The organism is Staphylococcus argenteus (assembly GCF_000236925.1).
Taxonomy (GTDB): Bacteria; Bacillota; Bacilli; order Staphylococcales; family Staphylococcaceae; genus Staphylococcus; species Staphylococcus argenteus.
In genome coordinates this window covers 57,309-71,544 of the sequence record NC_016941.1, presented here as the reverse complement: position 1 = coordinate 71,544, position 14,236 = coordinate 57,309, and the positions used below count along the sequence as shown (strand labels likewise).

Sequence of the window (14,236 nt, the reverse complement as noted above, 5' to 3'; positions counted from 1 at the left end):
CAAAGATAATGAATTACAGTTTAAATCTTGATTTTTTTGTCCCCTTTTTTGCAGAATATTTTATCAAACCAAATATATTTTTAATACTTATTCTCTATTCTACGAAAGGTTATCGATTTCTTTTTAACCAGGCCAATTGGGATCATCAAGATGAGGTTTTCGCCCCCTGTTCTCCGGGGTATTTATCGAATACAGAAAATATGGGACGCTATTGTTGAGATCTTTAAGTTCTCGTCCCCTTTTCTTCGGGGTAGTTATCGAATAGACGAATTCACTAAAACAGTTAAAAAGTCAGTTGATGGTTCTCGTCTCCTCTTCTTCGGGGTAGTTATCGAATAAAGAAATGAGACTAGATGAATTAATTAAGTGGGCAGTTCTCGTCCCCTCTTCTTCGGGGTAGTTATCGAATTAAAGGATTGATTAATTATGAAAAACACAGTAAAAGTTCTCGTCCCCTCTTCTTCGGGGTAGTTATCGAATAGATAGCTCTTTAAAGCCTATTAAATCAATAGTTCAAATATAAAATTTGCTGTCAAAAATAGTGACAAATCACTTGTACTATAAGTGCAGAATGTCACATTTTTTGACAATTAAATTTCAGCTATATTCTAGTTATATTATACTATATTTCCCCATGCCTAAGCTTGTTTTCATACCTGATCCAGAAAATTCACCAAACTTCAATAAAAAATGAGTTAATTGTAGAAAAGGTAATGGTCCTTTAATTTTAAACACTATTTCTCCTGTAAATGAAGGAATTTTAACTTTTTCTAAGTTAAACCGTGTGCTTTTCAATTTATAGTCAACAATATTGATATTCTTTTCTAAAAAATCTAATGTTTCTTTATCGTACATTTTATATTCTTCAAAAAAAGCATCAAATTGTATCATAATACTTCTAAAGAAACGTTTAACCTCAGGAAAAATCATGTAACTACTCTGATATTTAAAAGACATAGGTGTCTGTATATTAATTCTTACATAACGATTCAATTCTTCTGTTTGCAAGAGTTGATTCATAATATTTTGAACGTTTACCTTCTCAATATTAAAAGAATAAATCTCAATATAAACTTGGTAATATTTTAAAAACAACCTATTTTTAGAAGTGAATAGCTTGGCTATCTCATTAAATAATCTATCTGACATACAAACAATTTCCCATATTACTTTTTTGTTTTTATGATATATCCTTTGCTTCAATGGACTATAAGCAAATTCATGATGTAGTTGATCAGCAATATCATTAGGAAGATAATCCATTAACACGCCATGTAAAATACTTCCTAAATATTGAAAACGAATACTATTTGGTAGGTTTAATTCTACTGTAATTTTGTTTATCATAATAATTCTTTAAATTCCTTATTTTTTTCTTCAAAGTAATTATAGTCTTGTTCATCTATCTCAGGAAATGAAATATTCAGCATATTTTTTATAGCTTCAACAGATAACATAATTTTTTTATAATTTTTATTTTCATCTAGATGTAACACTTCTAAATTGTGAGCTATAGAATTTCTTAATCCATTGATATCATTCACTGCTTTTACTTCTTTTAATAATTTAGACTTAGGTTCTAAAATACTAAGCATATCTATAAATGCTGGAAGACCTAAAATTCTTGAGGTATCTAAATTCTGTTTTCTTTTTTCTAATAATAATTTATATTTGTAAATAAAAGATAAATTATCTTCAGCATTTAAGTATGGTTTACCGTCAATTTCAATCATTAAATGAGTCCAATGATTTTCAAGATATGTTTTAAGTATAAACTCAGCAATAGACTTCACTCTAATTAATGTTTCAGCCACATCAAGTCGATTATATCTCATATTTACTAGTAAATAATGAAACAATGATTTTTTTAAAGCTGCATTATTATATTTCACATTAATTTCTGGAAAGACTTCATGTGTTTTAATTTGATTTGTTAAAGCTAATAATTTTTTTCTTAATAATTTTCCATTACGAAAAGACTTTTGATTACTTACTAAATTAAGCGCACCTTCATAATCATAATTATCTACTAAACCTTTTATCTGTGAACGCACCATAACTTCTCTAAAACTTATAATATCAATTGATTTGCTTCTATTAGTAGCAACTTTTTCATTATCATTAACTTTATTTAAATCTTCAATCAAAGTTTCAGGTTTCGCAAATGAACGTCTAGGCCCTTCAGTAGGCGCAGGCGTTGAAACTTGTATACATTGCATATTATTAGGGTTAGAAATGTATTCTAAACATAAAGTAGATTCCATTTGTGGCGTGCCACTTGTAACATTTAATAAAATTTCTGCCTCGGAATATTCAGTTCTTATCTCATTTATATAAAAGTGAAATAAGTCTTTATAGCTATCAAAATCATTTTCATATTTAATGTTATCAACTTTTATATTTACTTTTGTTCCTGGAGATACTTTTAAAATAATACTTTCCCAATCAAAGTTTTTACGTCCAGGTATATTTTTATTACCTTCCCAGATACTTTCAGTAAAAAATAAAACTACTATATCAGGTTGATAATGACGTACGATATGAAGCATTGCACCATCTCTATCATTACTCCATGGATCTGAATTACCTATTGGACTAAATAGTACTTTCATTATAACACCTCATTATTTAACTCTTGAAAACTTATTTTACACATACCTTGCTGGTATGAAGTACGACGACTTTGGTTAGTTGTCCCTTTTAAAGCAACAGGTACGTTAGAAGGTATTTCTTTCATTTTTCCATAAGTTCTACGGAATTTTTTAGTTAACTCTTTAAAAGAATCTCTTTTCGCCTGTTCTCGACTTTTTAATTGATAATGTGTCGTTTTACTAACAAATCCTGCGCCAGCTCCTAAGAATAAAATATTTTGGTTTAGAACATCGGGCATACCACCTTCTAATGCAAATCGTCTTCCACCTTTTGTTTCTTTAAAACCGACCAACCATTTGTCATAATAGTTTTTGTAAAAATCTCTGATACTTTGTTCAATTTCATTAATAGAATAAATTTCATCTTCGATGGTTAACTTAAATTTTATTTCAGTATCTACATCTACACACTCTCTATATAGAGGCATTGGTTTTTCACTTTTATTAATGTCTATTTTTTGATAAATCGCTAAATGACTTTCATCGATAGGCTCTGAATCGCTGACTTTAATTTTGCTATAAATATCTTTATTTTTTTCATTATCATATTTTGATACAAGGGCTATTTTGATAGCGCCTTTAATTGAACTACCTGGAAGATACACTTTATTTTGCCCATCTCTTATCATTAGATGTAAATCATTTAGCGGTTTAGGACGTATATTACCATATTTCTTGCCTTGATTGACCTTTTCAGAATAACTCACAAATGCTTTCCATTCACTTTGCTTAACATTTTGAGCGTCTAAATAGTCTTTCAGTCCATTTTCTCTTGGATTTTTTGGTGGGTTTCTCAAAAAGTTTTGATATGTATCAAGTAAATTTTTTCTTTTTAAAAATTTAACTAGTTTATTGCCATTAATCATATAAACTTTAGAATTATAAAAATCATAAATGTAATCTTGCTTCTTCATAACTTGACCACTACCAATATGAACTGGACCTAAAGTTTTAATAACAACTTCATAATTTTTTATTGTCATACTTATACCTCCAACCATAAAGGTTTTGCATAGCGATAGACTGGATGTTTCCCATTATGTCCAACATTAAAAATGTCGCCATTAAAGATATTTTTAAAAACTGAACCCGAAGAAAAGCTATAGAAATCACTTTTTTTAACTAGAATTTCAGAATAATTCGTTGATTGTATAAAACCAGAACGTTTATTTAAAATATATCTCGCTTCTTTTAAAGCACTCTCTATCTCTTCTTCTTTAGCCATTGCCGTTGATAAAAGAATAGAATATTCTCCCTTTTGATTCAATAATTTAAACAATTGTTGATTATTTACCATTTCATATTCAAATTGTCCGTAGCCTGCATTACGTTTACCGCCTAAACCCGAGTACTGTAATGAAGTCATAATATCTTTTAAATGGTCAAGTGTTTCTTCTGATCCTTTTGCAATAAAATATAAACCAGCTTCAGGTTCAAAAGTAAATGTACCCACTGAATAAGGTTCACTGTCAGCACTTGAATCAATTTCTTGTGCTGATAATGAAACCTTTGTTTGTAGAGAAAAATACCCAATATTAAAAATATCATTTAAATCTGTCGCATCTTCAGCGCTTATCTCACCATTTAAATATTGATTATAGTGATGAACCGGAACATATTTTAACTTTTTAAATGCTTTATGGTTGCCTTCTTCTTTAGATTCTATTTTTATTAAAGGTTTAGGAAGATAATAAAGTTCATTTTCATAAGGAAATGTATCACTAATGATTAAATCGTTTAATAACCAACCAGTTTCTTTACCCAATTGAAGCGTTTCAATAAATAAAGCACTAAACAAAGTATCAGACGTTATTGTCATTTCCCCATCTGACAAACGTTTTTTTCCAAAATGAACAGGAGTCTTAAAAGAAAGTTTAAATACTTTTGTTGTCAATGTCTTTCACCTACTTAATTTTAAGATTTGTACTGTCGTATTCTCCAACAACTGTCTCGATATTTATATCATTAAATTGGATACGTCCGTTGCCTCTGGTGCCGCCGCCACCAAGATAGTCATTCTCTAATAAGTGAATCGCTTTTTCAATATTTTCAAAATCATCCTCAACTTGTGACTCTTCATCGACATTGTAAATAAGTACAAAGTCAAACTCAGATCCTCTTGTTACTCTCTCAATTTGTCTTGGATTTGCAACTGCAGTTAAACGATTAATTGCATTCTCAAATTTCGTCTCTGTATAAGCAATATCATTTTGCGCAAAATGCTCTTTCGTTTTTTCAGAAAAGAATGCATCAGAAATTTGTAGACGAGCTCTTTGAATATTCCCTTTTTCACTTGAACCAAATAATCTTAAAACACGTTCATCGTCTTGATTATGATTCTCTTGTTTCATTTTCAAGCCAAAATGTTTTGCTAATAAACTTCTCATTTTTCCTTTGATTGAACTGCCAGGTATGATAGGTAATTTAGTTTGTAAATCTCTAACTACAGGGGAATCAATTGCTCCAATCATACTAGATTCACCGCCCCCACCGATGTGTAAACCAGTAACTACTTCAATTGTTCCTGAAATTTTAATTTTTGAATACATATTAATCCTCCTTTTGATAATATTTAGCGTATGCAACTAAAGCTTCAAAATATTTACAATAATCTAAGAAAAATTTTTTTGATTCTTTTTGTATCACTCTATCAATAATTGGAAACATCAATGTTTTTTTCAAAAATTCATCAACGCTTTTTTCTCGACCTGCCTCGTAATAAAATTTAATTTTTAAGTATTCTAATTCATCGATAAATTCTTCATTTAATTGATCTTCATTTGAATTAAAGGCAATAGTATAAAGTCGATTCACCTGCTCCATTAAATTTCTTAACTTGCTTGTTGTAAGCCCGTTAAATAAAACTTGTTTTTCTCTGCCTCTTCGATCTTTAACATTTTTCACATTATTTTTTACAATCTCATGTGCAAAAGTTAAATCTATCGTTTTACCACTTTTTGTTTTAGCTAATATCATACTTAATCAGCCTCCCTTATTTGATAAACATAATATTCTAAAGCTGTAATTAATTGATCTTTATCTTTGTCATTTTGAGCCCAATTAAAAATTTTAGATGTAAATTCCTCTGACATTTTGCTTCTTGCTAATAAATAGGCTAATCGAGCTATATTAATTACTTCATTATTTCTTAATAAAGCTAGCATTTTATATATAAATGCTTTTCCGTGTTCATCTGTTTGCAAAAATCCCTGTTGTAAAACGAGAAGCTTTTCTTCTAAAATATACTTTTTAAACTCATCCCAGTTATATACTTTTTCTTGCACCCAAAGTGCTATCTGATTTTTTTCATCAGTTTTAGCTGCTTCTTCAAGTAGTCCTGTCTCAAAAGCCATTTTAGAAACTGGATACTTGCCACTGAACATTCCAACACCAGCAGACATTGTTAATTTACCAAGCGTAAACTTTTTAAACTTGTCATTTATATAAACGCTTGCTTCTATAATGTCATCCCATGCGCCAATTAAAAATAAATCGTCGCCACCTGAATATATAGTTGTAATTTGATAATTTTCTAACAAATGATTTAATTCATATTTAAAAAATAATGATAATTGACGAGACAACGTAGCTGTTCTTGAAATTGAATTATATTTTTCTGGAATCCCTGATATAAATGTAGCGCCAAGATTATCTATGTCAGCACGTACAACGCCTAAACGCTTAATACCTTCTTCTCTTTCTACATAACTTCCAATACTTTTTTCTCTCATATCTTGATTTTGACTAGCATAGTCGTAATCACACATCCATAAATTCGTTGATATTCCTACACCAATATAAGGTTTATTTTTACTGTAAATACGAATCTGATTATTATTTTGTGCTAATATTTCTGCTTCTTCATAATCGATAACCGATATAAATTTATCGAATGGCATTTTTAATTTTCCAGTTTCTGATAGTACAAAGAATGATTTATCTCTTAAGTCATTTGATATATTAATGATTCCTTCACATATACTGCATAATCCATCATCATTAATATCTATGTCACTTCTTAAACATTCTTTACATTCTCGATCTCCATATGAATGAAAATGATTTAATTTTAATATATCTTCTGCAGAATACTTATGTGCTTTAATATCAGAAAGTTTACTGCTGACATTACGCCAAATAGTTCTATAATTACCATTGGTATTCATTAAATCACTGCCACTACATTTTTCAAAAGCAATTGATAATGAGAGATCGGTTGTGAATTCTAACATAAACCAATTTTTTAACTCAGTATTAAATTGATTTATTTTTTCTTTCACTTTATCTGTATTAGAGACTAATAAATATGCATGACCGCCACCAGTGTATAAAAGATTTGCTCGTGTTAATTCTAATTTTTCTAGTAATTGATCAACAATTACCTCAAGCATGAGTTCTAAGTAAAAACTACGAGATCTTAAACTTTTTAATGTTTTAGAACCGCTTATGTTGTAAATAAAATCTTGAATACCACTCATATCCATACTAAGTAGTAAAAAAGCTTCTTTTTGATAAAATGCTTTGGTATTTTCATACTTTGTAAATAATTCATCTTTGTAATTATGTATATTATTTTCATTTAAATAATCAAATATACAACTGGCAATAGCACATGTAATACGACTATGATCATAAAGAGAAATATCAATTAATTGATTTTTATTTGTTGAACTTGGCACATATTGCCATAGACTTTCTGTCCATTGTAATAATGAAGGAAATGTATCTTCTTTAATACTTAATTTGTGCTCTAAATCATAACTCATATCTTTCATTAGTGCTGTATAATTTCCACTTGAATATTGAATATTCTCAGTTTTAGGATACTCAATATTACTTTCATTAGAAAATTTAAACTTCCCACTTGTTTGTTTCAATTTTTCAGAATTCACAATATTAAACACACTATATAGGGGTGTATACTTATCAAAATTAAATGGTTGTTTTTCGTATTCTTCATCGCCCTCTTCTATAATATCTCGTCTATCAATACCACTCGCAATATTATCGGCAATATAGGTAATATAAGCTGTATTATCATTAGCTAAATTAGCTTTTGCAAGTTCTTTATAATGATGATAAGCAACGCTATCGATTAGTTCATTGTCTTTAAATTCTGAAAATTGAGACAAAAATTTGTGTCCTAACTTTGAATGCGTTCCTCTTGCAAATGCATGACCGTTACTCCGATAGATAATTTTACCTATATCATGTAGTAAAGAACCATACATTAATGTCGTTTTTTTATCCATTGTAACCTCCATTTTATAGAAAAATTAGCTTAGGTTCTTTTCTCACAACAACCTTAACCTCTTTTCCTAATATGGTAATCTGACTATTATTTACCTCATCAGGTAAGACATATAGAGTAATACTTCCAGTATCAGGAATTTCTTGTTGTAGAATTTCTAAAATCTTATCTTTTTTCTGAACATCGCTGACATACCTTTCGTATAAACTAAACTGTTTCATACTAAAACCGAGTTCTAATAATCGAGTACGATACACACTTGCCATCTTACGTTCAAATTTAGTATCTCTAGGTAAGTCAAAACTAACTAATAAATACATTAGTTCCCCACCTCAATCATTTTAGGTAGAGATAAAGGCGTAGGCGTATTTTCGTCGTAACATTTAATTAACGACTGTACGACTATTTTGATACTATCAAGTAATCTCACTACTTTTTTATCTATAATACACTTTTCATATAAAACATTTAATAATAGTTTCTTTTCATTTATATCAAAAGTATTTATATTGTTTTTAAAAACTATATCATACACTATATTATCAATGAAAGGACGAAAAACTTCAATAATATCGTCAGCTAAATTAAAAGGATTTTCCTTTGAGTGATGTTTAATACCTAAACTCATTTCGAATCCATGTAAAGCTAGTTCTTTTTTAATAAAAGATCTAAGTATAGAATACCCATAATTTAACCCTGAATTAATAATATCATTATACCGCCCACGTTTAAATTGTTTACCATATAAATCTTTAAAATAAATTCTTGCAGCCTGTGCTTCTTTATTACTTTTATCTCCAGAACTAACATCTTTTGCTAAGTTTACTAATAACTTCACATTCTCATTATGTAAATTGTTTTCTAAACATTTTGATTGATTAATAATTTTATTTACAACAATCTTTTTCCAAATTCTATCTCTAGTTCTCCCAGATAATTGAAACTGACTTTGAATCCTTTGAAGACGATGAGTCATACCGTAAGAAGAAATAAGTTGCGTTAATGGAGAGTGCTTTTTATCACAAAAAATAATAGCGATATCATTTTCAATACATTTAATTACTAACTTATGAGAAAAATAGCTTTTATAATGATCAAAAATAATCGCTTCTATTTCTTCAAACAAATAAAATTTCTCACTTTTATCTATTACATTTCTAAATTTAATACTATTTTCTTTCACGGTAACAAAGTAATGGTTTTCTACATAAATAACATCTTTCATTTTCCATCCCCTAAAAATTAATCCATGCGTATTCCATTAAAAATTCACGAATTTTAGAGTGTAATTAAATTTACACTCTGTCCCCTATTCTTCGGGGTAGTTATCGATCATTGTACTCATGCCGTTTCTATACTTCACTACAGCGTGGTTCTCGTCCCCTATTCTTCGGGGTAGTTATCGATCATACATAACTAGAGCTAAGAGCAATCAAAGATTTAAGTTCTCGTCCCCTATTCTTCGGGGTAGTTATCGATCAAAAAAGAAAAGGGATTGATTAACTATGAAAAACGTTCTCGTCCCCTATTCTTCGGGGTAGTTATCGATCCTATTTTAAATGCAAATAAAGCAAACCGTTTTAATCAGTTCTCGTCCCCTATTCTTCGGGGTAGTTATCGATCAAGAAAAAGGATTGATTATAATGACAAACTTAAACCAGTTCTCGTCCCCTATTCTTCGGGGTAGTTATCGATCTGACGAAATTGTTGAAACATATAACTTTTTAGTAGAGTTCTCGTCCCCTATTCTTCGGGGTAGTTATCGATCAGATACTTTAATAGATAGCATAACCACAAGGGTTCAAGTATTATTTTGGCTGTCAAAAATTGTGACAACTAACACCGCGCTACTATATGAGATGTCACTTTTTTGACAAATATTATGATGATTTTACTTATATTAAGAGTATACTACATTTAATACGTTAATAATTAATCATATATAAAACTTAATATAAATTTAACTTTCTCTTCCTTATAAATCTAATGGTGGAGAAATGATTGATAGTGAGTTAGGTGAAATACCTTTAAATTGGAATATTAATTCATTAAAAAATATAGCTGATATTAGAACAGGATACGCGTTTAAATCTAGTGAATATATTTACAGTAGTAAATTATCAGTCTTAAGAACTTTAAATATATCTAAAACTAGCTGCTTAATTGAGAGGAATAATTTAAAATTTGTTTCTAATGATTATATAAATATACCAAAATATAATAAATATTCATTGGAAATTTTTGATACTTTATTAGTAACAGTTGGGGGATCTATAGGTAATATAGGTATTATTACAGAATCTAATTTACCATCTTTACAAAATCAAAATATGTGGAGATTTAGAACTCTCAATTCAAAGATAAATAATCCTTTGATTTATAATATAATAAAAATAATAAATAAAAATGTAAGTAACCAAACATCAGGTTCTGCTAGAGAATTTTACACTAAGAAAATATTTGAAAATTTTAAAATTGCTTTACCTAATTTAAATCATCCAATGTTATCAAAAGCAAATCAAATTCATTCAACTCTTTTCAATAACATTAGTAATCTTAATAAAGAAACTAATAATTTAGTAAAATTACGAGATACGCTTCTTCCTTCATCCTCGTTTTATTGAAAAAGCGCTACATGAACTAACTTTAGAGAAGTCGCCCAATCAATCTTTTGGAAAATAACCTTACCTTTCATGAAAATTTAATCAATGGTATTGAAGTTGAAGATTATGATGATGAAGGATAATCGATTGTAGAAATTGTTAAAATCGTTGATTTTGAACATCCACAAAACAATAATTTTTTAGCAGTCAATCAATTCACGGTCGTTAATGGAGACTATACAAAACGTCCCGATATTGTCCTCTTTATTAATGGCTTGCCTATCGTTGTGATTGAACTTAAAAATTCAACCAATGAAACCGTAGGCGTCGAAGATGGTTATCATCAATTAGAAACGTATAAGATGCGTATTCCACAATTATTTACGTTTAATGAAGTGGTTGTTACAAGTGATGGCATTAATACTAAAGTCGGTTCACTAACTGCGAACTATGATCGTTTTATGACTTGGCGTTCTAAAGATGGAGAAACGGAATCTTCGTCAAGTTTAGCTAGCTTAGACGTACTGATTCATGGGATGTTAAATCCAGAAACCTTACTTGATTTAATTCGATATTTTGTATTATTCCAAGATAATGGTAAAGGGCATATCAGTAAAATTCTAGCAGCGTATCATCAATACTATGCTGTTAATAAAGCTGTTGATAGAGCTTTATTAGCTTCATCTGGACGAGGTGATGGTAAAGGCGGCGTCATTTGGCATACCCAAGGGTCTGGTAAAAGTTTAACCATGGTCTTTTTCTCTGGAAAATTAATTCAAATGCTTAATAATCCTACCTTAGTTGTCATAACAGATCGTAATGATTTAGATAACCAACTATACAGTACGTTTGTTAAATCAAAAGGTCGCTCTGGTAAAGGATTATTAAGACAAACACCAAAACAAGCTGAAACACGTAAAGAATTAAAATCGTTATTATCTGTTGAGTCGGATGGTATTGTATTTACAACAATGCAAAATTTGAACCTGAACAAAATGAAACGACCATGGCGTCCCTAACAGAACGTAAAAATGTGTTTGTAATGGCAGATGAGGCTCATCGTACACAATATGGTTTTAATGCAAATTACGATGATAGAGGCGAAGGCATTAAATATGGTTATGCTAAATATTTAAGAGATGCTTTACCGAATGCAACATTTGTTGGATTTACGGGCACACCCGTAGCTTCAACGGATAAAAATACGCAAATGGTCTGTGGGAACTATATCGATGTTTATGATATGACACAAGCCGTAGCTGATGGAAGTACAGTTAAAATTTACTATGAAAGTCGCGTAATTCCATTAAATTTACCTCAAAATTTAGACTTAGACGAAGCATATAATGACATTACAGAAGATCAAAAAGAGGATGTAAAACAGCGTTTAAAATCAAAATGGTCACGAATTGAAGCCTTAGCAGGCGCAAAACCTCGTGTAGAAGCTTTAGCCAAAGACATCATCCAACATTTTGAAACACGTCAGCAAGCGATGAAAGCTAAAGGAATGATCGTAACGATGAGTCGTCGAATTGATGTTGATTTATACGATGAAATCATTCGTCTAAAACCGGAATGGCATTTGGATGATGATGATAAAGGTGTTATTAAAGTAGTAATGACAGGCTCATCTAGTGATCCTGCTTCTTTCCAAAGACATATTGGTCCTAAAAAACGTCATAATTTATTAGAAAAACATATGAAAGATGTGAATGATGAATTACAACTCGTGATTGTTCGAGATATGTGGCTGACAGGATTTGATGTTCCTTCCATGCATACGATGTATATTGATAAACCAATGAAAGGCCATAATTTGATGCAAGCAATTGCTCGAGTTAATCGAGTGTTTAAAGATAAGCCGGGTGGATTAATTGTCGATTATGTGGGTATCGCCGAAAGTTTAAAAGAAGCACTTAAAGAATATACAGAATCTGATCAAGCTCAAACGACAATAGATACAGATAAAGCGGTTGAATTGATGTTATTGAAGTATGATGTGATTCAAGATATGTTATATAATCTTGATTATTCTAAATTTAATTCAGATAAAAAATCAGAACGTTATTATACAATATCGAATACGATGGATTATGTGATTGGTTTAGGCGAATAAGAACGCCAACGTTTTATTAAAACGGTCACAGAGTTAGGTAAAGCCTTTGCGCTTTGTGCGACTGAACCTACAGCCCAAGAACTCAATGATGAAATTGCCTTCTTTAAAGCGGTTAAAGCAGGACTTGTTAAATTGTTATAACCGCCAAAAGAAGGAAAAACACGTAAAACGCCTGCAGAAATTGAAGCAGAGATTAATCAAAAGCTTTCTGAACCAGAAACGAAAAAAATCTATAGTCAAAGAAAAATTGATGTAGAGCCTGTTTTTGGATTTATGAAGGCTATTTTGGGTTTCACTCGAATGTCAGTTCGAGGAATAAATAAAGTTAAACGAGAGCTAGGTTTTGTATTAATGGCACTTAATATAAGGAAAATAGCAGCTCGACGAGCTGTATATTATCAAATACATTTAAAAAAAGCTGATTTCTATCAAATAATTAATAGAAATCAGCTTTTTTACATTGCCTAAGAACTTAATGTCCCAGCCTCCATTTTTCTAGTATTTATGCTCACTCTCTTCAAACTATATTAATCATTTTTTGATTCTCATATTCTCCGCCACAATAGCTGCATTCTATTAAAGTTACTATATATTCAATCAATTTCAAAGTGAGTTATATACAACCTATTTTTTAGTTTCATTTATGATACGCCTCTGCTTATCAGTTAATGATGCGGTTTTTGAAAAATAACTACAGAAATTTATAGAAGAACAACAAAACTCAAACGCTATATCATATAATAAGTTCTTAGAAGCTTACAAAGTAGACACGTCTTCTGATTAAACTAATACAGTTGATGAATTAACAGAAAATCCAGTATGTACTGAGTACATAAGAGATCGAACAGAAGCTAGAGAAAAAGGTCAAGGTAGAACTTATTAAGCATATTAAATTAATTAACTTGATACTTTTCAATAAAAAACAGAGCACCTCCATAACGTGGAGGATGCTCTATTTTTTTATAACGCATTTACTAATATTTCAAATTCATCTTTATTAATATTAATACCTTCAAGATTAACATTTACTAAATTAGGGTGTTGACCGCTTGTTAGGACATATACTTCAATATGTGGACATGTTTCATTAACGATAGGCATGATTTCTTCATCAAACCGCTTCGGTCCATTGTTTTCACTGTAAATCACAACATGAAATTTAATATCATCAGCTATATTCATAGGAATTTTGTCTTCTCTCTTTCTAGACAATACACACTGTTTTCCTACGATATTTGAAATCCATTCTTCTTTCTTTCGGCAATAATCTATAAAATCTTTTCTTTGATATCCTAAGTCCATTTTAACTTCTAGTATATTTTTAATTTCATTATCTTCACAAATTAATAAATCCGGATATCTTGTACTTAAAGATTTATCAATCATAGATAAAGGCTGATCAATAAATATTTGGACACCTTCCAATCTACTAATCAAATAAGCACCCAGCAAGTCTTCTCCAATACCTGAAATACTATGATTACGTCCTCGATATAAATTTTCATGAGGATAAGTAGGCTTTCCTGCTTCTTTATATGCCTTTACAAGATGTTCGATAACTTCCACTTCAGTGAATTTCATACTCAATCACCCTATCTATAGATACTCTATATTT

11 protein-coding genes, 1 pseudogene and 1 CRISPR repeat array are annotated in these 14,236 nt (G+C 30.0%); of the genes and pseudogenes, 2 read left to right on the top strand and 10 right to left on the bottom strand.

Annotated elements, in window-relative coordinates; genetic code table 11:
* Positions 1-612: 612 nt before the first annotated feature.
* From cas6 to cas1, 9 genes are read right to left on the bottom strand one after another with little or no spacing between them, the layout of a single operon-like run.
* Positions 613-1,347 carry a CRISPR-associated endoribonuclease Cas6 gene (gene cas6, locus SAMSHR1132_RS00310; RefSeq protein WP_000608706.1) on the bottom strand — a complete coding sequence of 245 codons (735 nt, stop codon included), beginning with the start codon at positions 1,345-1,347 and terminating at the stop codon, positions 613-615.
* Positions 1,344-2,612 carry a type III-A CRISPR-associated CARF protein Csm6 gene (gene csm6 / locus SAMSHR1132_RS00305; RefSeq protein ID WP_000865882.1) on the bottom strand — a complete coding sequence of 423 codons (1,269 nt, stop codon included), beginning with the start codon at positions 2,610-2,612 and terminating at the stop codon, positions 1,344-1,346. The genes cas6 and csm6 overlap by 4 nt, the downstream gene beginning before the upstream one ends.
* Complete coding sequence (gene csm5, locus SAMSHR1132_RS00300; RefSeq protein WP_000153150.1) at positions 2,612-3,634, bottom strand: type III-A CRISPR-associated RAMP protein Csm5; 1,023 nt, start codon at positions 3,632-3,634, stop codon at positions 2,612-2,614. The genes csm6 and csm5 overlap by 1 nt, the downstream gene beginning before the upstream one ends.
* A gap of 2 nt (positions 3,635-3,636) precedes the next feature.
* Positions 3,637-4,545, bottom strand: coding sequence for a type III-A CRISPR-associated RAMP protein Csm4 (gene csm4, locus SAMSHR1132_RS00295; RefSeq protein ID WP_000208938.1), 909 nt, complete (start codon positions 4,543-4,545; stop codon positions 3,637-3,639).
* A 10-nt stretch (positions 4,546-4,555) separates the two neighbouring features.
* A complete protein-coding gene (csm3, locus tag SAMSHR1132_RS00290) occupies positions 4,556-5,200 on the bottom strand; it encodes a type III-A CRISPR-associated RAMP protein Csm3 (RefSeq protein WP_000286996.1) in 645 nt (214 codons plus the stop codon).
* Position 5,201: 1 nt separating this feature from the next.
* Positions 5,202-5,627 carry a type III-A CRISPR-associated protein Csm2 gene (csm2, locus tag SAMSHR1132_RS00285; protein ID WP_000599363.1) on the bottom strand — a complete coding sequence of 142 codons (426 nt, stop codon included), beginning with the start codon at positions 5,625-5,627 and terminating at the stop codon, positions 5,202-5,204.
* A gap of 2 nt (positions 5,628-5,629) precedes the next feature.
* Complete coding sequence (gene cas10 / locus SAMSHR1132_RS00280) at positions 5,630-7,903, bottom strand: type III-A CRISPR-associated protein Cas10/Csm1 (protein ID WP_000359018.1); 2,274 nt, start codon at positions 7,901-7,903, stop codon at positions 5,630-5,632.
* 13 nt (positions 7,904-7,916) lie between these two features.
* Entirely contained in the window at positions 7,917-8,222 is a 306-nt protein-coding gene (gene cas2, locus SAMSHR1132_RS00275) for a CRISPR-associated endonuclease Cas2 (protein ID WP_000281075.1), read from the bottom strand.
* Positions 8,222-9,127: a type II CRISPR-associated endonuclease Cas1 gene (cas1, locus tag SAMSHR1132_RS00270; protein ID WP_000655858.1), complete on the bottom strand. Its 906-nt coding sequence runs from the start codon at positions 9,125-9,127 to the stop codon at positions 8,222-8,224. Before cas1 ends, cas2 begins: the two co-directional genes overlap by 1 nt.
* Before the next feature lie 73 nt (positions 9,128-9,200).
* Positions 9,201-9,670: a CRISPR direct-repeat array (repeat unit 36 nt; unit sequence GTTCTCGTCCCCTATTCTTCGGGGTAGTTATCGATC).
* A gap of 229 nt (positions 9,671-9,899) precedes the next feature.
* Between cas1 and SAMSHR1132_RS00265 the strand changes: the two genes are divergently transcribed.
* Both SAMSHR1132_RS00265 and SAMSHR1132_RS14410 read left to right on the top strand, forming a co-directional pair.
* Positions 9,900-10,526 (top strand): restriction endonuclease subunit S, encoded by a 627-nt coding sequence (locus tag SAMSHR1132_RS00265; RefSeq protein WP_000567257.1) that lies wholly within the window; start codon positions 9,900-9,902, stop codon positions 10,524-10,526.
* Positions 10,527-10,567: 41 nt separating this feature from the next.
* A pseudogene (locus tag SAMSHR1132_RS14410) lies at positions 10,568-13,089 on the top strand (HsdR family type I site-specific deoxyribonuclease); the annotation flags it as partial.
* 492 nt (positions 13,090-13,581) lie between these two features.
* On the opposite strand, the gene SAMSHR1132_RS00250 reads toward SAMSHR1132_RS14410, so the two are convergent.
* The gene (locus tag SAMSHR1132_RS00250) at positions 13,582-14,202 is read right to left on the bottom strand and encodes a hypothetical protein (protein WP_000673114.1); all 621 of its coding nucleotides are present in this window, start codon (positions 14,200-14,202) and stop codon (positions 13,582-13,584) included.
* Positions 14,203-14,236: the final 34 nt, after the last annotated feature.

Excerpts from the sequence above, each read along its gene's own strand:
- cas6 (WP_000608706.1), bottom strand. The coding sequence starts at position 1,347 with ATGATAAACAAAATTACAGTAGAATTAAACCTACCAAATAGTATTCGT.
- csm6 (WP_000865882.1), bottom strand. The coding sequence starts at position 2,612 with ATGAAAGTACTATTTAGTCCAATAGGTAATTCAGATCCATGGAGTAAT.
- csm5 (WP_000153150.1), bottom strand. The coding sequence starts at position 3,634 with ATGACAATAAAAAATTATGAAGTTGTTATTAAAACTTTAGGTCCAGTT.
- csm3 (WP_000286996.1), bottom strand. The coding sequence starts at position 5,200 with ATGTATTCAAAAATTAAAATTTCAGGAACAATTGAAGTAGTTACTGGT.
- csm2 (WP_000599363.1), bottom strand. The coding sequence starts at position 5,627 with ATGATATTAGCTAAAACAAAAAGTGGTAAAACGATAGATTTAACTTTT.
- cas10 (WP_000359018.1), bottom strand. The coding sequence starts at position 7,903 with ATGGATAAAAAAACGACATTAATGTATGGTTCTTTACTACATGATATA.
- cas2 (WP_000281075.1), bottom strand. The coding sequence starts at position 8,222 with ATGTATTTATTAGTTAGTTTTGACTTACCTAGAGATACTAAATTTGAA.
- cas1 (WP_000655858.1), bottom strand. The coding sequence starts at position 9,127 with ATGAAAGATGTTATTTATGTAGAAAACCATTACTTTGTTACCGTGAAA.
- SAMSHR1132_RS00265 (WP_000567257.1), top strand. The coding sequence starts at position 9,900 with ATGATTGATAGTGAGTTAGGTGAAATACCTTTAAATTGGAATATTAAT.
- SAMSHR1132_RS00250 (WP_000673114.1), bottom strand. The coding sequence starts at position 14,202 with ATGAAATTCACTGAAGTGGAAGTTATCGAACATCTTGTAAAGGCATAT.